Annotated in this window: 25 protein-coding genes, 5 tRNA genes and 1 pseudogene; 20 read left to right on the top strand and 11 right to left on the bottom strand. The window is 72.5% G+C overall.

The features are described from left to right. Positions 1-297 precede the first annotated feature (297 nt). The 11 genes from ACIQOW_RS35990 (at position 298) to ACIQOW_RS35940 (ending at position 7173) form a co-directional block, all read left to right on the top strand. On the top strand, positions 298-1098 hold the full coding sequence (locus tag ACIQOW_RS35990; protein WP_401092061.1) for a fumarylacetoacetate hydrolase family protein: 801 nt from the start codon (positions 298-300) through the stop codon (positions 1096-1098). After that, positions 1091-2590 carry a glutamate--tRNA ligase gene (gene gltX / locus ACIQOW_RS35985; protein ID WP_401092060.1) on the top strand — a complete coding sequence of 500 codons (1500 nt, stop codon included), beginning with the start codon at positions 1091-1093 and terminating at the stop codon, positions 2588-2590. Before ACIQOW_RS35990 ends, gltX begins: the two co-directional genes overlap by 8 nt. Positions 2591-2828: 238 nt before the next feature. Beyond that, positions 2829-2900, top strand: a tRNA-Gln gene (locus tag ACIQOW_RS35980). 34 nt (positions 2901-2934) lie between these two features. Further along, positions 2935-3007, top strand: a tRNA-Glu gene (locus ACIQOW_RS35975). Positions 3008-3034: 27 nt separating this feature from the next. Continuing rightward, a tRNA-Glu gene (locus ACIQOW_RS35970) sits at positions 3035-3107 on the top strand. A 26-nt stretch (positions 3108-3133) separates the two neighbouring features. Continuing rightward, positions 3134-3206: transfer RNA gene (locus tag ACIQOW_RS35965), tRNA-Glu, on the top strand. A gap of 49 nt (positions 3207-3255) precedes the next feature. Next, a tRNA-Gln gene (locus tag ACIQOW_RS35960) sits at positions 3256-3330 on the top strand. Positions 3331-3702: 372 nt separating this feature from the next. Beyond that, positions 3703-5127 (top strand): 3-isopropylmalate dehydratase large subunit, encoded by a 1425-nt coding sequence (gene leuC / locus ACIQOW_RS35955; RefSeq protein ID WP_401092059.1) that lies wholly within the window; start codon positions 3703-3705, stop codon positions 5125-5127. A 3-nt stretch (positions 5128-5130) separates the two neighbouring features. Further along, positions 5131-5727, top strand: a complete 597-nt coding sequence (leuD, locus tag ACIQOW_RS35950; protein WP_188298536.1) for a 3-isopropylmalate dehydratase small subunit — start codon at positions 5131-5133, stop codon at positions 5725-5727. A 182-nt stretch (positions 5728-5909) separates the two neighbouring features. Further along, positions 5910-6257, top strand: a complete 348-nt coding sequence (locus ACIQOW_RS35945; RefSeq protein ID WP_401092058.1) for a hypothetical protein — start codon at positions 5910-5912, stop codon at positions 6255-6257. A 133-nt stretch (positions 6258-6390) separates the two neighbouring features. Further along, positions 6391-7173, top strand: coding sequence for an HU family DNA-binding protein (locus ACIQOW_RS35940; RefSeq protein WP_401092057.1), 783 nt, complete (start codon positions 6391-6393; stop codon positions 7171-7173). A 204-nt stretch (positions 7174-7377) separates the two neighbouring features. Here the strand turns inward: ACIQOW_RS35940 and ACIQOW_RS35935 are convergent, their stop codons facing one another. After that, positions 7378-7599 carry a hypothetical protein gene (locus ACIQOW_RS35935; protein ID WP_401092056.1) on the bottom strand — a complete coding sequence of 74 codons (222 nt, stop codon included), beginning with the start codon at positions 7597-7599 and terminating at the stop codon, positions 7378-7380. 89 nt (positions 7600-7688) lie between these two features. Then, positions 7689-8372, bottom strand: coding sequence for a 2-phospho-L-lactate guanylyltransferase (cofC, locus tag ACIQOW_RS35930; protein ID WP_401092055.1), 684 nt, complete (start codon positions 8370-8372; stop codon positions 7689-7691). Between the two features lie 228 nt (positions 8373-8600). Here cofC and ACIQOW_RS35925 point away from each other — a divergent pair, with 228 nt between their 5' ends. The 3 genes from ACIQOW_RS35925 (at position 8601) to ACIQOW_RS35915 (ending at position 11670) form a co-directional block, all read left to right on the top strand. Beyond that, positions 8601-9431 (top strand): lysophospholipid acyltransferase family protein, encoded by an 831-nt coding sequence (locus ACIQOW_RS35925; protein WP_401092054.1) that lies wholly within the window; start codon positions 8601-8603, stop codon positions 9429-9431. Then, entirely contained in the window at positions 9428-10429 is a 1002-nt protein-coding gene (locus tag ACIQOW_RS35920) for an NAD(P)H-dependent glycerol-3-phosphate dehydrogenase (RefSeq protein ID WP_401092053.1), read from the top strand. Before ACIQOW_RS35925 ends, ACIQOW_RS35920 begins: the two co-directional genes overlap by 4 nt. A 95-nt stretch (positions 10430-10524) precedes the next feature. Beyond that, entirely contained in the window at positions 10525-11670 is a 1146-nt protein-coding gene (locus ACIQOW_RS35915) for a D-alanine--D-alanine ligase family protein (protein ID WP_401092052.1), read from the top strand. A gap of 134 nt (positions 11671-11804) precedes the next feature. On the opposite strand, the gene ACIQOW_RS35910 is transcribed toward ACIQOW_RS35915, so the two are convergent. Together ACIQOW_RS35910 and ACIQOW_RS35905 are read right to left on the bottom strand one after the other, a co-directional pair. Continuing rightward, positions 11805-12323, bottom strand: a complete 519-nt coding sequence (locus ACIQOW_RS35910) for a DUF3515 family protein (RefSeq protein ID WP_401092051.1) — start codon at positions 12321-12323, stop codon at positions 11805-11807. A gap of 20 nt (positions 12324-12343) precedes the next feature. Continuing rightward, complete coding sequence (locus tag ACIQOW_RS35905) at positions 12344-12577, bottom strand: Lrp/AsnC family transcriptional regulator (RefSeq protein ID WP_188298010.1); 234 nt, start codon at positions 12575-12577, stop codon at positions 12344-12346. Positions 12578-12802: 225 nt separating this feature from the next. On the opposite strand from ACIQOW_RS35905, the gene ACIQOW_RS35900 reads away from it, so the two are divergent. The 3 genes from ACIQOW_RS35900 to thiD all read left to right on the top strand — a co-directional run bounded on the left by ACIQOW_RS35900 (position 12803) and on the right by thiD (position 15803). Further along, positions 12803-13768 carry a thiamine-phosphate kinase gene (locus tag ACIQOW_RS35900; protein ID WP_188298009.1) on the top strand — a complete coding sequence of 322 codons (966 nt, stop codon included), beginning with the start codon at positions 12803-12805 and terminating at the stop codon, positions 13766-13768. A gap of 157 nt (positions 13769-13925) precedes the next feature. Continuing rightward, a complete protein-coding gene (locus ACIQOW_RS35895; protein ID WP_401092050.1) occupies positions 13926-14951 on the top strand; it encodes an ATP-dependent 6-phosphofructokinase in 1026 nt (341 codons plus the stop codon). A gap of 24 nt (positions 14952-14975) precedes the next feature. Next, positions 14976-15803 carry a bifunctional hydroxymethylpyrimidine kinase/phosphomethylpyrimidine kinase gene (gene thiD / locus ACIQOW_RS35890; protein WP_401092049.1) on the top strand — a complete coding sequence of 276 codons (828 nt, stop codon included), beginning with the start codon at positions 14976-14978 and terminating at the stop codon, positions 15801-15803. 88 nt (positions 15804-15891) lie between these two features. On the opposite strand, the gene ACIQOW_RS35885 is transcribed toward thiD, so the two are convergent. Both ACIQOW_RS35885 and ACIQOW_RS35880 read right to left on the bottom strand, forming a co-directional pair. Further along, positions 15892-17472, bottom strand: coding sequence for a PKD domain-containing protein (locus ACIQOW_RS35885; RefSeq protein WP_401092048.1), 1581 nt, complete (start codon positions 17470-17472; stop codon positions 15892-15894). 241 nt (positions 17473-17713) lie between these two features. Then, a complete protein-coding gene (locus ACIQOW_RS35880; protein WP_401092047.1) occupies positions 17714-17944 on the bottom strand; it encodes a hypothetical protein in 231 nt (76 codons plus the stop codon). Between the two features lie 308 nt (positions 17945-18252). On the opposite strand from ACIQOW_RS35880, the pseudogene ACIQOW_RS35875 reads away from it, so the two are divergent. After that, positions 18253-18684 (top strand): annotated as a pseudogene (locus tag ACIQOW_RS35875) (cytochrome P450); the annotation flags it as partial. A 208-nt stretch (positions 18685-18892) separates the two neighbouring features. Here ACIQOW_RS35875 and ACIQOW_RS35870 read toward each other — a convergent pair. Continuing rightward, on the bottom strand, positions 18893-19513 hold the full coding sequence (locus tag ACIQOW_RS35870) for an L-threonylcarbamoyladenylate synthase (RefSeq protein ID WP_401092046.1): 621 nt from the start codon (positions 19511-19513) through the stop codon (positions 18893-18895). 88 nt (positions 19514-19601) lie between these two features. Then, positions 19602-20015 (bottom strand): Fur family transcriptional regulator, encoded by a 414-nt coding sequence (locus tag ACIQOW_RS35865; RefSeq protein WP_401092045.1) that lies wholly within the window; start codon positions 20013-20015, stop codon positions 19602-19604. 288 nt (positions 20016-20303) lie between these two features. Here ACIQOW_RS35865 and katG point away from each other — a divergent pair, with 288 nt between their 5' ends. Continuing rightward, the gene (katG, locus tag ACIQOW_RS35860; protein WP_401092044.1) at positions 20304-22520 is read left to right on the top strand and encodes a catalase/peroxidase HPI; all 2217 of its coding nucleotides are present in this window, start codon (positions 20304-20306) and stop codon (positions 22518-22520) included. A 111-nt stretch (positions 22521-22631) separates the two neighbouring features. Here katG and ACIQOW_RS35855 read toward each other — a convergent pair whose 3' ends face one another. Further along, entirely contained in the window at positions 22632-23180 is a 549-nt protein-coding gene (locus tag ACIQOW_RS35855; protein WP_401092043.1) for a histidine kinase, read from the bottom strand. A gap of 82 nt (positions 23181-23262) precedes the next feature. Further along, positions 23263-23727 (bottom strand): DUF6193 family natural product biosynthesis protein, encoded by a 465-nt coding sequence (locus tag ACIQOW_RS35850; protein WP_401092042.1) that lies wholly within the window; start codon positions 23725-23727, stop codon positions 23263-23265. On the opposite strand from ACIQOW_RS35850, the gene ACIQOW_RS35845 reads away from it, so the two are divergent. After that, positions 23726-23965: a hypothetical protein gene (locus tag ACIQOW_RS35845; protein ID WP_401092041.1), complete on the top strand. Its 240-nt coding sequence runs from the start codon at positions 23726-23728 to the stop codon at positions 23963-23965. The two genes, ACIQOW_RS35850 and ACIQOW_RS35845, sit on opposite strands and share 2 nt — an antisense overlap. A gap of 4 nt (positions 23966-23969) precedes the next feature. Here the strand turns inward: ACIQOW_RS35845 and ACIQOW_RS35840 are convergent, their stop codons facing one another. Then, the gene (locus ACIQOW_RS35840) at positions 23970-24968 is read right to left on the bottom strand and encodes a JmjC domain-containing protein (protein ID WP_401092040.1); all 999 of its coding nucleotides are present in this window, start codon (positions 24966-24968) and stop codon (positions 23970-23972) included. Positions 24969-24992 lie beyond the last annotated feature (24 nt).

The following is a 24992-nucleotide window of genomic DNA, read 5'->3' as shown; positions in this document are numbered from 1 at the left end:
ACGCCGCGGGGGGGGGGGGGGGGGGGGGGGGGCGGGGGGGGGGGGGGGGGGCCCCCCCCCCCCCCCGGCGGGGGGGGGCCCCCCCCCCCCCCCCGGGGCGGCCCCCCCCCCCCGGCCGTTGCCGCCCCGAACCGCGCGTTGTCGCCCGGACCGCGCTGAACAGGGGCAAAGCGGTCGGCCAGGGCCCCACGCGATAGCCTGGAGGCCGATTGACGGGGCCCCGCCCACTGCGGGCGGGGGGCCCACCAGCGCCCGGGCGCGCCCCGGGCGGCCGACGAAGCGAGGGGTAGCCCAGCCGTGCGCATTGCCAGGTTTTCCGTCCGGGAGGGGAGCCCTGCCGCCGGCAGCGTCTCCTTCGGCGTGGTGGAGGGCGACCCTTCCCGGCCCGACTCGCTGGTCGTCCACGAGCTGGCCGGTCACCCGTTCGGCCAGCCCCAGCCCACCGGCGAGAGTTATCGCTTCCAGGACGTCCGGCTGCTCAGCCCGATGCTCCCGAACAAGATCGTGGCGGTCGGCCGCAACTACGCGGCGCACGCGACCGAGCTCGGCAACGACGTCCCCGACGTCCCGCTCACCTTCTTCAAGCCGTCCACCTCGGTGATCGGCCCGACCGAGAACATCGCCTACCCGCCGTTCTCGTCGGACGTCCACCACGAGGCCGAACTCGCCGTGGTGATCGGCCGGATGTGCCGCGAGGTGCCGCTGGACCGGGTGCCCGAGGTGATCCTCGGCTACACCTGCGCCAACGACGTCACCGCGCGGGACATCCAACAGCGCGAGGGCCAGTGGGCCCGGGCCAAGGGCTTCGACACGGCCTGCCCGCTGGGCCCGTGGATCGAGACCGACCTCGACCCGAGCGACCTCGCGATCACCTGCACGGTCAACGGCGAGCCCCGCCAGAACGGCCGCACCTCCCTGATGATCCGCTCGGTCGCCGAGCTGATCGTCCACATCTCCGAGGCCATGACGCTGCTGCCCGGCGACGTCATCCTCACCGGCACGCCCGCAGGGGTGGGCCCCCTCAACGTCGGCGACGAGGTCGCCGTCTCCATCGAAGGCATCGGCACTCTCACCAACAAGGTGATCAAGCGTGGCTAACACTGACCCGGCCGTCCGGGTTCGCTTCTGTCCGTCCCCGACCGGCAACCCCCACGTGGGGATGGTCCGCACGGCCCTCTTCAACTGGGCCTACGCCCGCCACAACGGCGGCACGCTGGTCTTCCGGATCGAGGACACCGACTCCGCCCGCGACTCCGAGGAGTCGTACGACCAGCTGCTCGACGCCATGCGCTGGCTCGGCCTGGACTGGGACGAGGGCCCCGAGGTCGGCGGCCCGGACGCGCCGTACCGCCAGTCGCAGCGGATGGACATCTACGCGGACGTCGCCCGCCGCCTGCACGAGGCCGGCCACGCCTACCACTGCTACTGCTCCACCGAGGAGCTGGACGCCCGCCGCGAGGCCGCCCGCGCGGCCGGCAAGGCCTCCGGCTACGACGGCCACTGCCGCGACCTGACCGACGAGCAGGTCGCCGTCTACAAGCTGGAGAAGCGCGAGCCCATCCTGCGCTTCCGGATGCCGGACCGGACGATCTCCTTCGACGACCTGGTGCGCGGCACGCTCACCTTCGAGCCGGAGAACGTGCCGGACTACGGCATCGTCCGGGCCAACGGCGCTCCGCTGTACACCCTGGTCAACCCGGTGGACGACGCCCTGATGGGCATCACCCACGTGCTGCGCGGCGAGGACCTGCTGTCCTCCACCCCGCGGCAGATCGCGCTGTACGCCGCGCTCGCCGAGATCGGCGTCGGCAACGGCACCACCCCGCGCTTCGGCCACCTGCCGTACGTGATGGGCGAGGGCAACAAGAAGCTCTCCAAGCGGGACCCGCAGTCCTCGCTCAACCTGTACCGCGAGCGCGGCTTCATCCGCGAGGGCCTGCTCAACTACCTGTCCCTGCTGGGCTGGTCGCTGTCCGAGGACCGCGACCTGTTCGACATGGACGAGATGGTCGCCGCCTTCGACGTCGCCAGGGTGAACGCCAACCCGGCCCGCTTCGACCTGAAGAAGTGCGAGGCGATCAACGCCGAGCACGTCCGCCGGCTGGCTCCCGAGGACTTCGTCCGCCGCCTGGTGCCCTTCCTCCAGGGCGCCGACCTGCTGCCGGCCGAGCCGACCGCCGAGCAGCTGGACCTGCTCGCCAAGGTGGCGCCGCTCACCCAGGAGCGGATGGTCGTGCTGAGCGAGATCGTGAACATGGCCGGCTTCCTGTTCGTGGCGCCGGAGAAGTTCGCCCTCGACCCGGACGACGCGGCCAAGGTGCTGACCGCGGACGCCCGCCCGGTGCTGGAGACCAGCATCAAGGCGCTGGAGGAGCTCGCGGACTTCACCCCCGAGCCGATCCAGGCCGCGCTGCGCGAGGCGCTGGTGAACGGGCTGGGCATCAAGCCCAAGTTCGCCTTCACGCCGCTGCGGGTGGCCGTCACCGGCCGCCGGGTCTCCCCGCCGCTGTTCGAGTCCATGGAGCTGCTGGGACGCCCCGAGACGCTGCGCCGGCTGCGCGGCGCCCTGGACGCCCTGCCGGCCGCCTGAGCGGGCCGCTGAGCAGGCCGCGGGCCCGGCTTCGTGCCGGGCCCGCGGCGTACCCGGAGGTCATCCGCAGGCCTCCCGTTCGCTGCCCGGGGTTATCGATTTTGGAGCCGGGGCCGACGTCGGGTAATGTTCTTTCTGCGCCGCCCGGGAGGGAACGGACGAGGAAGCGAAAGCCCCTCGGAAGGGACCGACCGAGAGGCGCAACGCCTGAGAAGGGCCCGCAGGGGTTCAACTCTGGTGGGGTATGGTGTAATTGGCAGCACGAGTGATTCTGGTTCATTTAGTCTAGGTTCGAGTCCTGGTACCCCAGCGCAGTACGTCAGTACAGCACAAAAGAAGATCAAGCCCCCGTTGTGTAGCGGCCTAGCACGCTGCCCTCTCACGGCAGTAGCGCCGGTTCGAATCCGGTCGGGGGTACTGATCCCGCAAGGGATCACCTGGAAAGCCCCCGTTGTGTAGCGGCCTAGCACGCTGCCCTCTCACGGCAGTAGCGCCGGTTCGAATCCGGTCGGGGGTACTGATCCCGCAAGGGATCGCCAGGAAGCCCCCGTTGTGTAGCGGCCTAGCACGCTGCCCTCTCACGGCAGTAGCGCCGGTTCGAATCCGGTCGGGGGTACTTCAGAGCAGGAAGCCGGTGGGCTCGCCCATCGGCCCTTGCTTTGTGTTGGGGTATGGTGTAATTGGCAGCACGAGTGATTCTGGTTCATTTAGTCTAGGTTCGAGTCCTGGTACCCCAGCCAGAAATTGGAAAGACCCCGGTTCCGGGGTCTTTTTGCTTTCCCCGGAAATATCCCGAAGGGCCCCGCTCCGTTCCGAGCGGGGCCCTTCGGGCTTTCCGCGGGGGCTCCCGGCGGCCCGGGACGGGTGGGGGCGAGGCGCCGTCCCGAGGCCCCCCGGGGCGGCGCTCGACAGTCACCCGCGCGCCACCCCGGCGCGGCCCGAGCGCTGTCCATGCGCTAAGACTGCGGTCTCACTCTGCGAGACGCCAGTTCAATCTCCGGCGAAAAGCGCCACTCTGGACGGAAGCGGCCCGGGAGTCTCAGGGCGGCGCACACGCTTTGACCTCGAAGAACACGAGAAGGCCGGCAACGCGGCCGGCTGGAGGGAATCCGATGGGACGGACACTCGCAGAGAAGGTCTGGGACGACCACGTCGTGCGGCGCGCGGAGGGCGAGCCCGACCTCCTGTTCATCGACCTGCACCTGCTCCACGAGGTCACCAGCCCGCAGGCCTTCGACGGGCTGCGGCTGGCCGGTCGCAAGGTCCGCCGCACGGATCTGACGATCGCCACCGAGGACCACAACACCCCGACCCTGGACATCGACAAGCCGATCGCCGACCCGGTCTCCAGGGTGCAGCTGGAGACCCTGCGGAGGAACGCCGCCGAGTTCGGCGTCCGGATCCACTCGCTCGGCGACATCGAGCAGGGCGTCGTGCACGTCGTCGGCCCGCAGCTCGGCCTCACCCAGCCCGGCACGACCGTGGTCTGCGGCGACTCCCACACCTCCACCCACGGCGCCTTCGGCGCACTGGCGTTCGGCATCGGCACCAGCCAGGTCGAGCACGTGCTGGCCACCCAGACCCTGCCGCTGGCGCCGTTCAGGACCATGGCGATCACCGTCGAGGGCGAGCTGCCCGAGGGCGTCACCGCCAAGGACCTGATCCTGGCCGTCATCACGAAGATCGGCACCGGCGGCGGCCAGGGCTACGTCCTGGAGTACCGCGGTTCGGCGATCCGGAGCCTCTCCATGGAGGCCCGGATGACCGTCTGCAACATGTCGATCGAGGCGGGCGCCCGGGCCGGCATGATCGCCCCGGACGAGACCACCTTCGCGTACCTGAAGGGCCGGCCGCACGCCCCGCAGGGCGAGGACTGGGACGCCGCCGTCGCGTACTGGAAGACCCTGGTCACCGACGAGGACGCGGTCTTCGACCACGAGATCCTCATCGACGCGAGCGAGCTGACCCCGTTCGTCACCTGGGGCACCAACCCGGGCCAGGGCGCCCCGCTGGGCTCCAACGTGCCGGACCCGGCCTCCTTCGCCGACCCGCAGGAGCGCCTGGCCGCCGAGAACGCCCTGGCGTACATGGGCCTGGAGGCCGGCACCCCGCTGCGCGAGGTGGAGGTGGGCGCCGTCTTCGTCGGCTCCTGCACCAACGGCCGGATCGAGGACCTGCGGGCCGCCGCGGCCGTCGTGGAGGGCCGCCGGATCGCCGACGGGGTGCGGATGCTGGTGGTGCCCGGGTCCGTCCGGGTCGCCCTCCAGGCCGTCGAGGAGGGCCTGGACAAGGTGTTCACCGCCGCCGGTGCCGAGTGGCGCCACGCGGGCTGCTCGATGTGCCTGGGCATGAACCCCGACCAGCTCGCCCCGGGGGAGCGCTGCGCCTCCACCTCGAACCGCAACTTCGAGGGACGGCAGGGCAAGGGCGGCCGCACCCACCTGGTCTCCCCGCAGGTCGCCGCCGCGACCGCCGTGCTGGGCCGCCTCGCGTCCCCCTCCGACCTGACCGCCGACGTCGCTGCCGTGGAGGCCTGAGCCATGGAGAAGTTCACCACCCACACCGGCCGGGCCGTCCCGCTGCGCCGCAGCAACGTGGACACCGACCAGATCATCCCCGCCCACTGGCTCAAGAAGGTCACCCGATCCGGTTTCGAGGACGGGCTGTTCGAGGCCTGGCGCAAGGACGAGTCGTTCATCCTCAACCGGCCCGAGCGGCAGGGCGCCACGGTCCTGGTGGCCGGCCCCGAGTTCGGCACCGGCTCCTCCCGCGAGCACGCCGTCTGGGCGCTCCAGAACCACGGCTTCCACGCGGTGATCTCGTCCCGCTTCGCCGACATCTTCCGCGGCAACTCCCTGAAGAACGGCCTGCTGACGGTCGTCCTCCCGCAGGAGACCGTGGAACAGCTCTGGGCGATCACCGAGAGTGACCCTTCGGCCGAGATCACGGTCGACCTGGAGGCGCGCGAAGTGCGGGCCGAAGGCGTCACGGCGGCCTTCGAACTGGACGACAACGTCCGGTGGCGGCTGCTCAACGGGCTGGACGACATCAGCATCACGCTGCAGAACGAGGCCGACATCGCGGCCTTCGAGACGACCCGCCCGGCGTTCAAGCCCCGTACTCTGCCGGTCGTCTGAGTTCCCCTCAGAACAAGCATTCTGACGATCCGCCGGATGGCCCGTGCCCCCCTCGGGGGGGCCGGGCCATCCGTCGTTCCGGAGCACGAGTTAGCGTCGCGGCCCGCCCCGGATTGCCCATTTGGCTTTGCGGAAGAGGGCCCCGCGCAAGTACAACTGCGGGTAGATGGCACAATCAGTACATGCACCGGCACCATGAACCTCCGTACGCGGGCGGCGAACCCGCAGCGGAGGACTCCGGGGGCCGGCCATCCGAACGCCGAATTGACGACCGGCCGGACGTCGCCTCCGCACCAGCTGAGGGGCCGGACGACCAGGAAGTCGCAGCGCTCTACGCGCTCGTGGCCGAGCGGTTGAAGCAAGCTCACGCCCGCGTGCATGCGCTGAACGTGTCTGCCGATGCAAAGACCGCTCTCACCCGTCAACTCCTCATCGTCACCGAGGCCGCCAAGCGCGATCTTCCGGAGGCGGCAAGGCGGTTGAGTCGCTTTGTACATGACCTGGACGAGGGGCCCCCGCCGCTCGGCTGAGGTCGCCGACGCGCAAATCCATTGCGACACTAGGGTGATTCGCGCGTTTGGTAATTGAAAGTCCGCAGATACATACCTAACGTGCGAAAAGAACGGATGGAATCATCCGGCGCCCGTTTCCGAAGGGGAAGACGTGAACAAGGCTCAGCTTGTCGAAGCGGTGGCCGAGCAGCTGGGCGGTCGCAAGGCTGCCGCAGAGGCCGTCGACGCAGTGCTCGACACCATGGTCCGTGCCGTTGTGGCGGGTGACCGGGTTTCGGTCACCGGGTTCGGCACCTTCGAGAAGGTGGAGCGCTCCGCGCGCTTCGCCCGCAACCCGCAGACCGGCGAGCGGGTCAAGGTCAAGAAGACCTCGGTGCCCCGCTTCCGTCCTGGCCAGGGCTTCAAGGACCTGGTCAGCGGCAGCAAGAAGCTGCCGAAGGAAGGCCCCTCGGTGAAGAAGGCCCCCAAGGGCTCCCTCACCCCGGGCAAGAGTGGCGTGGCCGCCACCCCGGCTGCCAAGCGTGCCGCCACCAAGCGCGCCGCCGCTGCCGCTGCCGCCGCCCCGGCCACCAAGAAGGCCGCCGCCAAGAAGACGGCGACCACGGCCGCCGCCAAGAAGGCCGCGACCACGGCTGCCGCCAAGAAGACCACGGCGACCGCCAAGAAGAGCGCCGCGAAGACCACGGCCGCCAAGACCACGGCGGCGAAGACCACCGCCGCCAAGACCACGGCCGCGAAGACCACCGCCGCCAAGAAGACCACGGCGGCGGCCGCGACCAAGAAGACGGCCGCGGCGAAGAAGGCCACCACCACGGCTGCCGCCAAGAAGACCACGGCGACCGCCAAGAAGGCGACCGCCACGGCCAAGAAGACGGCGCCGGCGAAGAAGACCGCCACCCGCAAGACCACCGCGCGCAAGACCTCTGCCAAGTAAGTCCCGCGCGGCCGTCCCCGGACGGCTTTCGGCCAGGAGCCGCGGCACCCCCTTCCGTGAATTCACGGAGACCGGTCGCCGCGGCTCTTTCGATTTCCGGGCGCTTAGTCAGGAATCGACGGCATGCGGCGGCCCGGAGCTGCCAGGGGTGTGGCGGGGCCGGTCCGCGCTCGGTCAGGGGCCCGGTGGCGCCGGGCCCTGCCGTCAGCCCCCGGCGGGGTCGGGGAAGGTCTGGAGCGTCACGAAGACCACCCGGCGGGCCTCGCCGGCACCCTCGGTGCGGATCCGCACCCGCTGTCCCGGCCGCAGCAGCCGCAGGCCGCCGGCGTCGAAGGCGGCCGCGTCGAACGGCACCGGGGTCCCGTCGTCGAGCAGCACGGAGCCGGCCCGGGTGGCGGGGTCGAAGGTGAACGCGGTGGCCTGCATGCGAGCAGCATAGCGAGCGGGCCGGCCGGGGCCCCGGACCAGGTCAGGACCCGGGCCGGGCAGCTGCCGGGACGGGTTCGGGCCAGGGCTCAGGACAGGCTCAGACGGGCGAACAGCGCGCTGGTGTGCGGGCCGAGGCCGAGCACCGCGGCCTCGCCGAGGTCCGTCCCGGTGTCCACGTCCCGGCGCACCGACTCCACGTCCGCGAGGCGCAGTTCGAGCGCCCCGCCGGCCGCGTGCCGGGCCCGTGAGCCGTCCCCGAAGGCGGGGGAGAGCGCGTGGCCCGGGGCGCAGGCGAGCAGCGTGGTGCCGAGCCCGGGGGAGTCCGGCAGGAAGGCCCGGCCGTCCGGCGGCACCGCGCCCAGCACCCGGGCCAGTTCGGCCGGGCGCAGCGCGGGCAGGTCGGCGGAGAGCGCCGCCAGCGGGGCGAGCGGGGCCAGTGCCAGGGCGGTCGAGGCGCCGTGCGCCAGCGCCCGGTTGAGGCCGCCGCCGGGCTCGTCGGCGACCACCAGCGCGCCGAGCGCGGCCAGCCGGGCGCCGGCCGCGGTGTCGGGGGTGACCACCAGGACCCGGTCGACGCCCGGGGTGTCCAGTGCGGCGGAGACGGTGTCCAGCGCGAAGGACAGTGCCAGGTCCGCCCGGTGCGGACCGGCGTACGGGGCCAGTCTGCTCTTCGCCAGGGCGAGCGGCTTGAGCGGCAGCACCAGCGACCAGCCGGCGGTGGGTGCGGCGGGCGGGACGGGCCTGCTGGGGCGTACGGTGTCCTGGGTCATCGGCGTCATTGTGGCGCCGGTCCAGGAGCCCTCGCCAGGCCGTCCGAGCTGTGCGGACGTGCGTTTGATCACGCCTGCCGGGCGGGTTGGCGCGGTTGCTCGACAGCCGGTGATCGGGCGGGCGACACTGTTCCGCACCCATGGCCCGGGCACCGGAGGAAACGGTGCGCGGCACCGGGACGCCATGACCGCGGCACCGTGTGCCGCATCGGATGAGAAGGAGCTGGGGTGGCCCGCCGCTCGTACGCCAAGTTCGGCAACGCCGACTACGGCATCTGGTACCGCTTCGCGGCCGTGCTGGTGAAACCGGTGACGACCGCCCTGGTGAAGCCCGACTGGCGGGGCTGGGAGCACATTCCGAGGAACGGCGGCTTCATCGCCGCGGTGAACCACAACTCGATCATCGACCCGGTGATCTACGCGCACTGGCAGTACAACAGCGGGCGGCCGCCGCGCATTCTCGGCAAGTCCTCGCTGTTCTCGATCCCCTTCATCGGATTCATGCTGCGCAAGACCGGCCAGATTCCGGTGTTCCGCGAGTCCACCGACGCCGCGCAGGCGTTCCGGGCCGCGATCGACGCGGTCAACGGCGGTCAGTGCGTGCAGTTCTACCCGGAGGGAACGCTCACCCGGGATCCGGACCTGTGGCCGATGACCGGCAAGAGCGGGGTCGCCAGGGTCGCGCTGATGACCGGCGCGCCGGTCATCCCGGTCGCCCACTGGGGCGCCCACGAGATCATCCCGCCGTACGGCCGGGCCGGCGTCGGGAAGGGCAGGTTCAACCTGTTCCCGCGGCACCGGGTCACCGTCACGGCCGGGCCCCCGGTGGACCTGAGCAGGTACCAGGGCCAGGAGCTCACCGCCCAGGTGCTCGCCGACGCGACCGAGGACATCATGACGGCGATCACCGAGGTGCTGGCCGAGGTGCGGGGCGAGGAGCCGCCGGCCGAGCGCTACGACATGCGCAGGGCGGCCAGGGAACGGGCCGCGGCCGCCCTGGCCGAGCGCCGGCGCGCCAAGGGCGAGCGGGGCACCGACGCGGGGGAGGCCGGAAAGTGACTCGTTGCGCCGTGATGGGAACCGGCTCCTGGGGCACCGCGTTCGCGCTGGTGCTCGCCGACGCGGGCTGCGAGGTCGTGCTCTGGGCCCGCCGCCAGGAGCTGGTGGAGGCCGTCAACTCCACCCACGAGAACCCGGACTACCTGCCGGGCGTCCGGCTGCCCGACACCGTGCGGGCCACCACCGACGCCGCCGAGGCGCTGGCCGGCGCCGACTTCGCGGTGCTGGTGGTGCCCTCGCAGACGCTGCGCGACAACCTGGCCGCGTGGACGCCGCTGATCGAGCCGCAGACCGTGCTGGTGAGCCTGATGAAGGGCATCGAACTCGGCACCGCCAAGCGGATGAGCGAGGTGATCGACGAGGTCACCGGCGTCGGCGCCGAGCGCGTCGCGGTGGTCAGCGGCCCGAACCTGGCCAAGGAGATCGCCAACCGGCAGCCCGCGGCCAGCGTGGTCGCCTGCACCGACGAGGCGGTCGCCAAGCGGCTCCAGGCGGCCTGCCACACGCCGTACTTCCGGCCGTACACCAACACCGACGTGGTGGGCTGCGAACTCGGCGGCGCGGTCAAGAACGTGATCGGCCTGGCGGTCGGCATGGCGGCCGGCATGGGGCTCGGCGACAACACCAAGGCGACCCTGATCACCCGTGGGCTGGCCGAGACCACCAGGCTCGGCGAGGTGCTGGGCGCCGACCCGCACACGTTCGCGGGACTCGCCGGGATGGGCGACCTGGTGGCCACCTGCTCCTCCCCGCTGTCGCGCAACAACACCTTCGGCATGAACCTGGGCCGGGGCATGTCGCTCGCGGAGACCATCGCGGCCACCCGGCAGACCGCCGAGGGCGTCAAGTCCTGCGAGTCGGTGCTGGACCTGGCCCGGCGCAACGGGGTCGACATGCCGATCGTCGAGGCCGTGGTGGACGTGGTGCACAACGGGCGGCCGACCCAGGAGGTGCTGCGGGGGCTGATGTCGCGTTCGGCGAAGGCGGAGCGGCGCTGAGTCCCGCGGCACGCCGGGAGTCCGGCGGCGCACGGGGCTTCGGTCGGCGCCGCTGACCTACCGGAAACACCTCGCACGGTAGTCTCAAACCCGATATGAGCATCGAACAGTCCTCCCCGAACCGGCCCGACCGGAAGCCGCGCGTCGCGCTGGTCTTCGGCGGGCGCAGCTCCGAGCACGCGATCTCGGTCTCCACCGCGGGCAGCGTGCTCAGGGCGATCGACCGCGACAAGTACGACGTGCTGCCGATCGGCATCACCCACGAGGGCCGCTGGGCGCTGACCAGTGACGAGCCGGCCCGGATGGCCATCACCGACGGGAAGCTGCCGGACGTGGCGCACGTCGCCGAGGGCGTCGACGGCCAGGTCGCGCTGCCGATCTCGCCGGGCAGCCGCGAGGTGCTGCTGAGCGAGCAGGGCAGCGCGCCCAAGGCCCTCGGCGAGGTCGACGTGGTGTTCCCGCTGCTGCACGGCCCGTGGGGCGAGGACGGCACGATCCAGGGTCTGCTGGAGCTCTCCGGCGTCCCGTACGTCGGCAACGGCGTGCTGGCCAGCGCGGCCGGGATGGACAAGGAGTTCGCCAAGCGGCTCCTGGCCTCGCACGGGCTGGACGTCGGCCGCTACACCGTCGTGCGGCCGCGCGAGTGGGAGTCCGAGGCGGGCCGCGCGGCGGTGCGCGAGCGGGCCGCCGAACTGGGCCTGCCACTGTTCGTGAAGCCCTGCCGGGCCGGCTCCAGCATCGGCATCACCAAGGTGAAGGACCTGGCCGACCTCGACGCCGCGATCGAGGAGGCCCGCCGGCACGACCCCAAGCTGATCATCGAGGCGGGCGTGACCGGCCGCGAGATCGAGTGCGGCGTGCTGGAGTTCGAGGACGGTCCGCGGGCCAGCGTGGCCGGCGAGATCCTGGTCGGCGAGGGCTTCGACTTCTACGACTTCGAGGCCAAGTACATCGACTCCTCGGACGTGCGGATCCCGGCCGACCTCACCGCCGGGGAGCTCGCCGAGATCCGCCGCCAGGCGGTGGCGGCCTTCGAGGCGCTCGGCTGCGAGGGCCTGGCCCGGGTGGACTTCTTCCTGCTGGAGGACGGCACCTGGATGATCAACGAGGTCAACACCATGCCCGGCTTCACCCCGATCTCGGCCTTCCCGAAGATGTGGGAGGCCAGCGGGGTCTCGTACCCGGAGCTGATCGACCGGCTGCTCGGGGCGGCGCTGCGGCGTTCGACCGGACTGCGCTAGGTCCCGGAGCGGTCGGCCCCCGAGCGTGCGAGGGCGGGCCGGGAGGTTCCTCCCGGCCCGCCCTCGGTTCCGTTCCGTCCGGCGCGCTCTTCCGTCCGGCGCGCTCTGCCGTCCGGTGTGTTCCGCCGCCCGGCTCAGCCGGGGACGTGCGCCCTGACCACGCCGCTCAGGGCGGCCGCCGGGTCGAAGGGGTTCTGCGCGGCGCCGGCCGGGACGGTCACCTCGACGTAGGCGGCGCGCATGGTCGACACGAAGCGGTAGCCGCCGTCGGCGAGCTTCTGCGACCACCAGGTGACGTCGTCGACGCTCGGGGACCAGTCCGCGGCGTGGTCGCCGTCCAGCTCCTCCGGCCGGTCGATGCCGCAGCGCAGCACCGTCCGGGGCGAGGAGCCCCAGGCGGCCACGTACGGGGAGGCGGGGGACGGGTCCTTGCGGGCGTGACCGAGCAGTTCGGCGGGCAGCGCGGCGGCGAGCGAACGGCAGTACTCGGCCGCCCTGCCGCCCGGCTGCGGGACCTCGACCCCCGGTTCGGCCGGGCCCCGGCCGCCGACCAGCACCACGACCGCGCAGGTGAGGGCGACCGGCAGGGCCAGCCAGCGAACCGGGGCCGGCAGGGCGGTCAGCGCCTCGGGGACGCGCAGTTCTCTGGCCACCCGCCGATGGTATCCGGGGCTTACAGGTGCACCACGGGACAGGTGAGGGTGCGGGTGATGCCCTCGACCTTCTGGACCCGGGCCACCACCATGCGGCCCAGCTCGTCGACCGTTTCCGCCTCGGCCTTGACGATCACGTCGTAGGGACCGGTGACGTCCTCGGCGGTGAGCACGCCGGGGATCTCGGAGATGGTCTCGGCCACGGAGGTGGCCTTCCCAACCTCGGTCTGGATCAGGATGTATGCCTGTACCACGGGGACCTCCCGGCGGCCGGTTAGGGGGATAGCCGCCGTGAGCGCCAGGTCGGGCGGGAAGGGTGGAGTGGGCTCACCGGCAGTCTGATCACCACGCTACCCCGCGGCGGGCCGGGGAGGGGAGACCCCGAGGCCCCGGAAGGGCGTACGCTGCGCGCGGGGGAGCGCGACGGGGACCGAATCGGATGGCAGCGCCATCCGGAAGGAAAGGCGAGAGGACGGCAGATGCAGGGGACCGTGGGCGAGCTCGGAGAGTTCGGCCTCATCAGGGAGCTGACCGCCAGGGTGCCGCTCACCGATGCGGTCGACCTCGGCCCGGGCGACGACGCCGCGGTGGTGCGGGCTCCGGACGGCCGGGTGGTGGCGACCACGGACGTCCTGATCGAGAACCGGCACTTCCGCCGGGACTGGTCCACCGCCTACGACGTGGGCCGCAAGGCCGCCGCCCAGAACCTCGCCGACGTGGCCGCGATGGGGGCGGTGCCGACCGCCATCCTGCTCGGCCTGGTCGCCCCCGCCGACCTGCCGACCACCTGGGCCACCGAGCTGATGGACGGGCTGCGCGACGAGTGCCAGGTGGCCGGGGCGACGGTGGTCGGCGGCGACGTGGTGCGCGGCGACACCGTCACGCTGGCCATCACGGCGCTCGGAAACCTTCAGGGGCGCGCGCCGGTGACACGCGCCGGTGCCCAGGTCGGCGACGTGGTCGCGGTGACCGGCTGGCTCGGCTGGTCGGCCGCCGGGCTGACCGTGCTCCAGCGCGGCTTCCGCTCCCCGCGCGCCTTCGTCGAGGCGCACCGCCGGCCCGAACCGCCGTACCACGCGGGCCCGGCGGGGGCCGAGTTGGGCGCGACCTCGATGATCGACGTGAGCGACGGGCTGGTCGCCGACCTCGGCCACGTGGCCCGGGCCAGCGAGGTGGACATCGACCTGAAGGCCGCCGACTTCGACGTCCCGGCGCAGATGGCCGACATCGGCCAGGCGGTCGGGGTGGACCCGCTGGTCTGGGTGCTCTCCGGCGGCGAGGACCACGCGATCGTGGCCACGTTCCCGCGCGGGGTCCAACTCCCGGCCCGCTGGCGGGTGGTGGGCGAGGTGACCGGCCGCCCGAGGGGCAGCCGCGGCGGCCGGGTGACGGTCGACGGCGCCCCCTGGGACCGGGTCGGCGGCTGGGACCACTTCGCCGAGTAGGGCGCCGTCCGCGCCGATCCCCGTGCGGGGGGCGGCGCGTGACGCTCCGGTGCGCGGGGGCGGGCATCGCGGGTGCGTTGTGCGTAGGCTTGCGGCAGCCCAGCCCGCCGGTCCGGCGCGGGTGGTCCGAACCACGGCGAGCGGGAGCACACCAGACATGCGCATCGGTGTCCTGACCAGCGGCGGCGACTGCCCCGGCCTCAACGCGGTGATCCGCTCGGTGGTGCACCGGGGAACCGACGTCCACGGTGACGAGATCGTCGGCATCCTGGACGGCTTCCTCGGGCTGATCGAGGGCCGCACCCGGAACGTCTCGCACGACGACGTCACCGGCCTGCTCACCCTCGGCGGCACCATCCTGGGCTCGGCCCGGGTGCGGCGGGACCGGATCGCCTGGGCGGTGGAGAACGCCAAGTCGCTGGCCAGGGAGATCGGCATCGACGCGCTGATCGCGATCGGCGGCGAGGGGACGCTGACCGCCGCCAAGCTGTTCAGCGAGGCCGGGCTGCCGGTGGTCGGGGTGCCGAAGACCATCGACAACGACATCGACGCCACCGACGTGACCTTCGGCTTCGACACCGCGGTGCACGTCGCGACCGAGGCGATCGACCGGCTGAAGACCACCGCCGAGTCCCACCAGCGCGTCATGGTCGTCGAGTTGATGGGCCGGCACACCGGCTGGATCACCCTCACCGCGGGCATGGCGGGCGGTGCGCACGGCATCCTGATCCCGGAGAAGCCCTTCGACATCGAGGCCGTGGCCCGGATAATCGAGGACCGCTTCGCGCGCGGCAAGAAGTTCGCCATCATCGCGGTCGCGGAGGGCGCCTCCCCGCTGCCCGGCACCATGCGCTTCGACCACGGCGAGGTCGACCAGTACGGCCACCGGACCTTCGGCGGGATCGGCAACCGGCTCGCCCACGAGCTGGAGAACCTGCTCGGCAAGGAGGCCCGCCCGGTCATCCTCGGCCACGTCCAGCGCGGCGGCACCCCGACCGCCAGGGACCGGGTGCTCGCCACCCGGTTCGGCTGGCACGCGGTGGAGGCCGTCCACCAGGGGGCGTTCGGGCACTTCACCGCGCTGCGCAGGACCGGCATCGACATGCTGCCGATCGGCGACGCGGTGACCCGGCTGAAGACGGTGCCCGAGGACCGCTGGGCGGAGTCCGAGGCGGTGCTCTGACACCGCGCGGGTAGGTTGGGGCCCATGGTTTCGACTGCACCCCCCCGCGTGGCACCCCCTCGCGAGGCGCCTCCCCGCGTGCTCACCGTGGCCGGCTCCGACTCCGGCGGCGGCGCCGGCATCCAGGCCGACCTCAAGGCGATGCTCGCCCTCGGCGTCCACGGCATGAGCGTGATCACCGCCGTCACCGCGCAGAACTCGCTCGGCGTCCAGGGCTACTGGGAACTGCCCGCCGAAGCCGTCCGGGCGCAGTTCCGCAGTGTGGTGGACGACATCGGGGTGCAGGCCGTGAAGACCGGCATGCTCGCCTCGGTCGAACTGGTCGAGACCGTCGCCGGGCTGCTGGCCGGGGTGGACGCCCCGGTGGTGGTCGACCCGGTCGGGGTCTCCAAGCACGGGGACGCCCTGCTGGTCGCCGAGGCCGTCGCCACCGTCCGCGAGAAGCTGCTTCCGGTCGCCACCCTGGCCACCCCCAACCTGCACGAGGTGACCCAGCTCACCGGACTGGCCGTCGAGGACGAGTCGCAGATGATGGACGCCGCCAAGGCGCTGGTCGACCTCGGGCCGCGCTGGGCGCTGGTCAAGGGCGGCCACCTGGCGGGCGAGGCGGCCGACCTGCTGTACGGCGGGCCGGGCGAGGTGCACTGGTTCCGGGCGCCGCGCTACGACAACCGGCACACCCACGGCACCGGCTGCACCCTGGCCAGCGCGATCGCGGCCGGTCTGGCCAAGGGCGAGCCGCTGCCGCGGGCGGTGGCCTCGGCCAAGGAGTACATCACCGGCGCGATCGCCGGGGGCTTCGCCCTGGGCGCCGGCATCGGGCCGGTCGACCACGCCTGGCGCTGGCGCTGAGCGTCGGCGCCGAACGGCTCGGAGAACAGTGGTGGGGGGGGGGCGCGGGGGGGGCCCCCCCCCCCCCGTGTTCAGGGCCTGGGAAGGATCAGATCGTCTGGTAGTAGCCGAACAGGTCGACCATGAAGTCGATGTCCTGCCAGCCCTGGTTCCAGATGTCGACGATGCCGCCCTTGCCACCGGGGGTCTGCGCGATGTTCGCGACGGTGGCGCCGGCCGTCCAGTTGAGCGTCGAGGAGACCGGGCGCTGCGGTACGGCCGGGGTGCCGTTCTGGTAGTCGGACCAGAAGTTCGGGTCGGGAGTGACCGACAGGAAGCCCGGGCCGGTGGTGTTGGTGACGGTGGTGTTCAGCACCCAGCCGTCGACCCTGGGGGTGGTGGTGTCGCTCTCGTTCCGCATCGCGTAGAAGTCGCGGCCGTGCAGCGGGCCGGCCGGACGGCCCCAGCGGTTCGTGCGGCTGTCGACCAGGCGCAGCGACACCGAGCCGGACACGAAGGCCGAGCGGCTGTCCGGGGTGTAGTAGCCGACGACGTCGATCACGACGTCGGTCGGCCGCCAGCTGCCGTTGCGGATGGAGATCTTGCCGTCCGGGCCGACCGGGACGATCACCGCGTTGGCGACCGTCTGGCCAGCGGTGAAGTTGACGCTGGAGGTGGTCGGCGCCGCCTGACCGCTCGGGTAGGCGATCAGGTGTCCGGCTTCCTGAGGGCCGGTGACCGTCAGGTTGAGCGCGACGGCGGTGGCGTTGCCGGGTACGCCGTTGCGGCCGGCAACCGCCACGTCGAAGCTGCTCTGCCCGGCGACCTGGCCCTTGGCCGTGCCGAGGCTCTCGCGGGTGTCCACGACGCGGGTCTGCGGCACCGAGCCGTAGCCGCTGGCGGTCTGGGGCGAGAAGTAGCCGGTCACGTCCGCGAGCAGGTCCACCGGCTCCCAACCGGCGTTGTACAGGTAGACGTACCCGTCCTTGCCGACGTACGAGGTCACCAGGTTCGGCACGGTCTGGCCGGCGGCGTAGTTCAGGTTCGAGGTCTCGGTGCCCTCGGCGAGGTCCTTCTGGGACGCCACCGAGACGTGGCCGGAGCCGGTGGAGCCGGTGGCGGTGACGTTGAGGACCACGGTGGCCACGTTCGCCGGGATCCGGGCGGTGCCCGCGACCTTCAGCGCCACCGTGCCGCGCCCGGGCACCTTGGCCTGGGCGGCGCCGAGGCCCGAACGGGTGTCCAGCAGCCGGGTCGGCGCGTGCGGGGTGAACTCGGAGCCGCCGGTGACGAAGTCGACCTGGTTCACGGCCTCGCCGCCGCTCGCCGGGTCCTTCACCGTGACCTTGATCTGGTAGGAGCCGACCGCGGCGTAGTTGTGCTTGGTCACGCGGCTGTCGGAGACGGAGGTGGAGGCGGACGAGCCGGCGGAGAACGTGTCCGTGGTGCCGTCGCCCCAGGCGATCGTGACGTCGACCGTGGTCGCCTCGTAGACCGAGACGTAGGTCCTGAGGTCCACCTCGTGCGCGCCCCAGGTCATGGCGTCCAGGCTGGTCCAGAAGTGCTGGGAGCTCTGCGAACCCTGGGCGCCCTGCGCGGGTGCGGCCAGGCCGGCCCGGACACCGGGCTTCGCCGTGGCCACCGTCCGCTCGGCCGGGCTGCTGTACGTCCGGCCCGGGAGCTGGCGCACCGCGTCCGTCCCGTTCGCGGCCGCGCCTTGGGCCGCGGGCGCGGCAGGCTTCGCACCGGGCCCCGAAGCCTGGGCGATCCCAGGCGTGACACCCACACCGGCCGCCACCAGGGCAGCCAGAACCACAAGTCGGCGATTGCGCACCGAGTTCCCCCCACAAGTCATCACAAGAAGCACGCGTTCGAAGGTTTCGAACGCGTGCAGATTACCCACTTCCACGGCGCCCGCGCGCCCGCATTTCCTAGCAGTACGGGCACGCCTCGCGATTCCGGCGGCCGCCGAGCGCCCGCACGACGTCGTCCTCCTCCCCGGAGCAGGGCCGCACCCGCGCAACGCCGTCCTGGCCCGGCAGGGCCCGGCCCGGCACGCCTTCGCCGGCCGACTGCCCGGCCCAGCCCTCCGGCTCGCCGTCGAGGCGGCAATCGACCGGACCGACCATTCCACCGAACTCGAACAACTCTTCACCGTCCATGACATCGCGGCGCCCCTGGCGTACCGTCCATCCACGTGGCCCTCGATCAGGCGTACGTGAACCAGATCTTCCTTCCGGACACCTACGCCCGCGGCGTTCCGTACGAACTCTTTCGAAAACTCCGCGAATCCGCCCCCGTCTGCCGGGTCGAGGAGCCTGCCGTCGGCGGCTGGCCGGCCGGGTCCGGCACCGCGGACCCGGCGGGGCTCACCGAGCCGGGACGGGCGGCGGTGGCCCGACGCCCCCAGGCCCTCACGACCCCCGACGGCCGTCCCGTCAATCCGCGTTCGCGCGCCGCGCTGGCGGACATGTTCGCCTACGCGCACGCCCTCGCCGAGCAGCCGCCGCCCGGCAGCATCGTGGCCCGGATGCGGGAGGCCGGGCTGAGCGCGGCCGAGTTCGAGACGATGTTCTTCCTCTTCGGGGTCGCCGGCAACGAGACCCTGCGCAACGGCGTGCCCGGCGGACTGTATTCCCTCCTCACCCACGCCGACCAGTACCGCCTGCTGAGCCGACGGCCGGACCTGGCCGCCTCGGCGGTGGACGAGCTGCTGCGGTTCTGGCCGCCGGTACTGGAGTTCCGGCGCACGGCCACACGAGACGTCGCCCTGGGCGGGCAGCCGATTCGCCGCGGGGACAAGGTGGTCGTGTACCACGCCTCCGCCAATCGCGACGAGTCGGTCTTCTCCGACCCGGACCGCCTGGACATCACCCGTACGCCGAACGACCACGTCAGCTTCGGCTTCGGCCCGCACTTCTGCATGGGCGCGCAGCTGGCCAGGATCCAGATGTCAGCCCTGAACCGGCGCGTCGTCGCCGAGCTGCCCGGCCCGGCCTCGCGCCGGTGCCGGGCCGGCGCCTCAGCGCCTGGTCCCGGACCTCCGGAACGGGCTCAAGTCGCTTCCAGGCCAGTGGGGTTGAGGCGGCCGCCCGGCAGTACCCGGTCCGTCACTCGAAGCGTGCGGGGTCGCCGGCCCCGCGACGGACGATCTCGGCCTCGCCGCTGGAGAAGTCGACGACCGTCGTCGGGACCGTGCCGCACTCGCCCGAGTCCACCACGGTGTCCAGCACGTGGTCGAGCCGCTCCTTGATCTCCCACCCCTGGGTCAGTGGTTCGTCCTCACCGGGGAGGAGCAGCGTGCTGGAGACCAGGGGCTCGCCGAGCTCGGCGAGCAGGGCCCTGGTGACGGCGTGGTCGGGGATCCGGACCCCCACCGTCTTCTTCTTCGGGTGCAGCAGGCGGCGGGGGACCTCCTTGGTGGCGGGGAGGACGAAGGTGTAGCTGCCCGGCGTCGCCGCCTTGACGGCGCGGAAGACGTTGTTGTCGATGTGGACGAACTGGCCCAGCTGGGCGAAGTCCATGCACATCAGGGTGAAGTGGTGGCGTTCGTCGAGACGCCGGATCGACCGGATCCGGTCGAGGGCGTCGCGGTTGTCCAGCTGACAGCCCAGGGCGAAACAGGAGTCGGTCGGGTACGCGATGAGGTCCCCCGCGCGCAGGCCGGCGACCACGGTGCCGATGGTGCGGGGCTGGGGGGATTCCGGATGCACGTCGAAGTACTTCGCCATTGGCCGACCCTACGGGATGCCCGCCCCCGATCGGTGCAGCCGTCGGGCACGCCGCGCCCGCCGGGCACGCCGCGCGGGGCGCCCGTGATCAGCCCGCGCAGTCCGGGCAGAGCCCCCGGTAGGTGACCTCCGCCTGGGCCACCGCGAACCCGAAGCGCTGCTCGTCCGGCAGGTCGGCCAGCGGATTGCCGAGCGGGTGGACGTCGCGGATCGCGCCGCAACCGGTGCAGATCAGGTGCTGGTGCGGGCGGTGCGCGTTCGGGTCGTACCGCTTGGCGCGCCCGTCGGTGGACACCTCGATGACCTCACCCAGGGTGACCAGTTCACCGAGCGTGTTGTAGACCGTCGCCCGGGAGATCTCCGGCAGGCGCTCGGCCGCCCGGGCGTGCACCTCGTCGGCGGTCAGGTGCACGTGCTCGCCGTCCAGGACCTCGGCCACGACACGCCGCTGGGAGGTGAGGCGCCAGCCACGCCCGCGCAGCCGCTCCAGCAGGTCACTCATATCGGTTCACCTATTCAGGTCAAGTAGTGGACCGGAGTTTACCAATGCACATCCGGTGCCTTCCGAATCCCGATCGGATATGGCTTTGGTGTCTTTCTTGACTTGGATTCCGTCCATCGTAGGATCGGCTCCGGCGCTAGCCTGGGTGGCAGCAGCACGTGACCCCCGTCACCGCCGTACGCGGCGGCAAGCGTGGCAACACGTGGCGCGCCAGGACCAGACAGCAGCAGTAGGTGCCGTAGGTAGCAGTGAAGACACCGTGATCCGCCTTGTGAGGGAAGGATTCCCATGTCTGACATCCACGATGCAACCGGCGTAGAGGCGAGCGCGGAAGGTTGCCCGGTGAACCACGGGCGGGCGCCGCACCCCACCCAGGGCGGCGGGAACCGCCAGTGGTGGCCGGAACGGCTCAATCTGAAGATCCTCGCGAAGAACCCCGCCGTGGCCAATCCGCTCGGTGCGGACTTCGACTACGCCGAGGCCTTCCGGGCCCTGGACCTCCCGGCCGTCAAGCGGGACATCCAGCAGGCCCTGTCCACCTCGAAGGACTGGTGGCCGGCCGACTTCGGCTACTACGGCCCCTTCATCATCCGGATGGCCTGGCACAGCGCCGGCACCTACCGGGTCAGCGACGGCCGCGGCGGCGCCGGCGGCGGCCAGCAGCGCTTCGCCCCGCTGAACAGCTGGCCCGACAACGCCAGCCTGGACAAGGCCCGCCGCCTGCTGTGGCCGGTGAAGAAGAAGTACGGCCGCGCCCTGTCCTGGGCCGACCTGATCGTCCTGTCCGGGAACGTGGCCCTGGAGGGCATGGGCTTCCGGACCTTCGGCTTCGGCGGCGGCCGGGTCGACGAGTGGGAGCCGGACGAGGACGTCTACTGGGGCCCGGAGACCACCTGGCTCGGCGACGAGCGCTACACCGGCGACCGCGAGCTGGAGAGCCCGCTGGCCGCCGTCCAGATGGGCCTGATCTACGTCAACCCCGAGGGCCCGAACGGCAACCCGGACCCGGTCGCCGCCGCCCGCGACATCCGCGAGACCTTCTACCGGATGGCGATGAACGACGAGGAGACCGTCGCGCTGATCGCCGGCGGCCACACCTTCGGCAAGACCCACGGCGCCGGCCCCGCCGACAACGTCGGCCCGGCCCCCGAGGACGCCCCGATCGAGCAGCAGGGCCTCGGCTGGAAGAGCGCCTTCGGCACCGGTGTCGGCGGCGACGCCATCACCAGCGGTCTGGAGGGCACCTGGACACCCACCCCGATCACCTGGGACAACAGCTTCTTCGAGACGCTGTTCGGCTACGAGTGGGAGCTCACCAAGAGCCCGGCCGGCGCGCACCAGTGGAAGCCCAAGGACGGCGGCGGCGAGGGCACCGTCCCGGACGCCCACGACCCGGCCAAGCGGCACGTGCCGATCATGCTCACCACCGACCTGTCGCTGCGCCTCGACCCGGTCTACGAGCCGATCTCCCGGCGCTTCCTGGAGAACCCGGAGGAGTTCGCCGACGCCTTCGCCCGCGCCTGGTACAAGCTGACCCACCGCGACATGGGCCCGGTCGTCCGCTACCTCGGCCCGGAGGTCCCCGGCGAGCACCTGCTCTGGCAGGACCCGCTGCCGGAGGCCACGTACCAGCAGATCGGCGCGGCCGACGTCGCCGACCTCAAGCGGCGGATCACCGCCACCGGCCTCCCGGTGTCCGACCTGGTCTCCACCGCCTGGGCGGCGGCCTCCTCGTTCCGCTCCAGCGACAAGCGCGGCGGCGCCAACGGCGGCCGCATCCGGCTCCAGCCGCAGATCGGCTGGGAGGTCAACGAGCCCGACCGGCTGGCCTCGGTGCTGCGCGCGCTGGAGGGCGTGCAGCAGGAGTTCAACGCGCAGGGCGGCGGCAAGCAGGTCTCGCTCGCCGACCTGGTGGTGCTGGCCGGCGGCGTCGGCGTCGAGCAGGCCGCCAAGGCGGCCGGCCTGGCCGTCGAGGTGCCGTTCGCGCCCGGCCGGGTGGACGCGTCGCAGGAGCTGACCGACACCGAGTCCTTCGCCGCCATGGAGCCCAAGGCGGACGGCTTCCGCAACTGGGTCGGCAAGGGCAACCGGCTGCCGGCCGAGTACCTGCTGCTCGACAAGGCCAACCTGCTGGGTGTCAGCGCGCCCGAACTGACCGTGCTGGTCGGCGGCCTGCGGGTGCTGGGCGCCAACCACGGCCAGTCGAAGCACGGCGTGCTCACCGGGACCCCGGGCGTGCTGACGAACGACTACTTCGTCAACCTGCTGGACCTGGACACCAGTTGGAAGGCCACCTCGGAGGACGCGCACACCTTCGAGGGCCGGGACGGCTCGGGCCGGGTCCGGTGGACCGGCACCCGTGCCGACCTGGTCTTCGGTTCGAACGCCGAACTGCGGGCCGTCGCCGAGGTGTACGCGGGCGACGACGCCAAGGAGAAGTTCGTCGAGGACTTCGTCGCGGCCTGGGTCAAGGTCATGAACGCGGACCGCTTCGACCTCGCCTGATCCCGGGCGGCTGACGGCGGGAGCCCTGGGGCGTCGACCCCCGGGCTCCCGCCGTTCCGCGGTCGCCGCCGGGCTCCCGCCGTGCGCTACCCGCCCGCCCTCCGGGTGGGCTCAGGAACCCTGGACGGACGGGCCCCCGTCCGAGGTCTCCCCCGCGGTCTGCTCCGCCGTCTCCTCCTCCGCCCGCTTCTCGGCCGCCCGGATCCGCTCGGTGAAGTCGTGCGCGTCGATCCGCTCGACCGCGGCCCCGTGCCGGGCGGCCAGCTCGTCGGCCGGGCCCGGCGCGGACTCCCTGATCTCCAGGGCGAGCAGCGCGCCGCCGTCCGGCACCCGGGGCGAGAGCACGATCAGCCCGGCGCCGCCCTCCGCCGCCTGGTGCTCCTCGGCCGCGTTGCCGAGCGCCGCGCCCGCCGCGAAGCCCAGCAGCACGCCGACCGGCCCGCCGAGCAGCCCGATCAGGCCGCCCAGCACGCCCGATCCGACGGTGGCCATGCCCGCGCCCCGGGTGAAGGTGTCCTTGACCTCCAGCAGGCCGTCGGCGCTGCGCTCCATCGCCGCCACCATCCGCAGGCCCGGCAGGCGCTGCGCCTCGTCGAACGCCGGGCGCCAGGCACCGGCGTCGGGGAAGGTCAGCAGGACGACGTTGTGCTGGTCGCTCATGGCGCTCCGATCGGGCCGGGGCCGGCGGTGGCCGGGCTTCCATCGTGACCCTCGGCGCCGGCCGCTGCCACCCCGGTGCCGCTCAGCGCGGCCCGTCCTCGGGGTGGTTGAAGACCGGCCCGAGGTCCGGCGGCAGGTGCTCGACCAGCAGGGCGACCGCCTCCTCCGCGGTGGCGGGCGTGCCGACGACCTCCCCGCCGTTCGGGCGGCGGACGCGGTAGCCGCCGGGGTACAGCGGTTCGGCGTACGGCATGCCCGCGTCCACGTACGGGGGCGAGGTCGCCAGGCTGAACCACAGGTTGTAGTGGCTGGTGAAGGGGAAGAACCGGGCCAGCCGGGGCTCGGCGCGGGCGGCCCGCAGCAGCCGTACCAGACCGGCGTTCTCGCTGTCCGGGCCGTGTCCGACCTCCCGCCGGACCTCCTCCCACCTCTGGGCGAGGATCTCCCAGCGGGCCTCCACCGCCGCCTCGGGACCGACCGCGCGGGCCTCGGCGAGGTTCGGAACCCCGGGTTCGGGCAAGGCGTCCCTCTGATCATCTGATCGCATGTCACGTAGTCTGCCGCCGGCCGCTTCCGGAAGCGAACGCCGCGGGTGGGTGGCCGATGTCGGCTCCGACGGCCGCACGGTCCCCGTGATCGTCCCCTCGTACGTCAACCCGGTGCTGACCGGTCTCGTGCTCTGCGCCGTGACGCTCACCGTTCTCACGGTCGTCCGGAGCAAGGGGAGGAGCACACCCCGGGACCGGGCCGCCACCCCTGGCCGGGGCGTACGGGAGGCCGGCTGAGCGGTCAGCCCCTGGCGGCGGCGGAGCCGCGCAGCTTGCGCCAGGTACGGCTGACGGAGGCCAGTCCGGTGCGCCCGGCGGCGGGCGCACCGGACTCCCAGGTCCGGGCCGCCTCGGCGAGGCTCTCCGCGGGCGCCGGGGCGACCGGTGGGCGGACCCGGGCGGCGTACAGGAGGCCGGCGGGGCCGAGGGCGTCGAGCCGGGCCCTGGCGTGGTCGAGCAGTGCGGCGCCGGCGTCGGCGATCGCGGCCTCGCCGAGCGGGCGTGCCGGGAGGTCGAGGCCGTCGGCCAGCCCGCGTTCCAGGGCGGTGCGCAGGTCCTGGACGGAGAGGTCGCGGACGGTCAGCGACAGGTGGGCGGACAGGCCCCCGGCGCCGACCGCGCGGTGCGCGAAGCCGCGCGGGACGTAGAGCACGCCGCCGGGTTCGAGGACGCCGCGCAGACGCAGCGGGGAGCGCTCGTCGTCCGGGAGCTCGCCGAGCCGCCAGTCCGCCGTCGCCGGCGCGTCGTGGACGTACCAGGTCTTCCGTCCGGCGGCCTGGAGGACGAACACGTCGGCGTCGTCGCGGTGCACCGCCAGGCCCTGGCCGCCGGCGGGGGTGACGAAGAAGAACGCCTCGATCCGCCGGTCGAGCTCCTCGGAGAGCCGGGCCACCAGCTCGCCGGTCGGGCGGTGCCACTGGTCGACGCAGCGCAGCAGCAGCGTCGACCCGCGGCGCAGCAGGGCGAGCACCTTCGCGCGGTCGGCGAAGCCGTGGTGCGCCGTGCCGTTGACCACGCGGGAGGCGGTGAAGGCCCCGGACGGGATGGTGACCTTGTCGGAGCGGACCATCTCCAGGTACGGGGTGCGCAGCAGTCCGCTGTCGAAGGCGGCGTCCAGCTCGTCGAGGTCGAAGGGCGGGGCGAGCGCCTCCGGGGTGTAGAGCGCGGGTTCGCGTTGCCACCGGCGGCCGGTGAAGCTCTCGACGTCGCCGACCCAGGCGGCGAGCGTGGGCGATTCCATGGTGTGTCCCGTGGTGTCAGGGGT

Origin of the sequence: Kitasatospora sp. NPDC091335 (genome assembly GCF_044757205.1) — a bacterium.
GTDB lineage: Bacteria > Actinomycetota > Actinomycetes > Streptomycetales > Streptomycetaceae > Kitasatospora.
The sequence above is the reverse complement of the archived record's forward strand: the minus strand, read 5'-3'. Positions and strand labels throughout refer to the sequence as shown.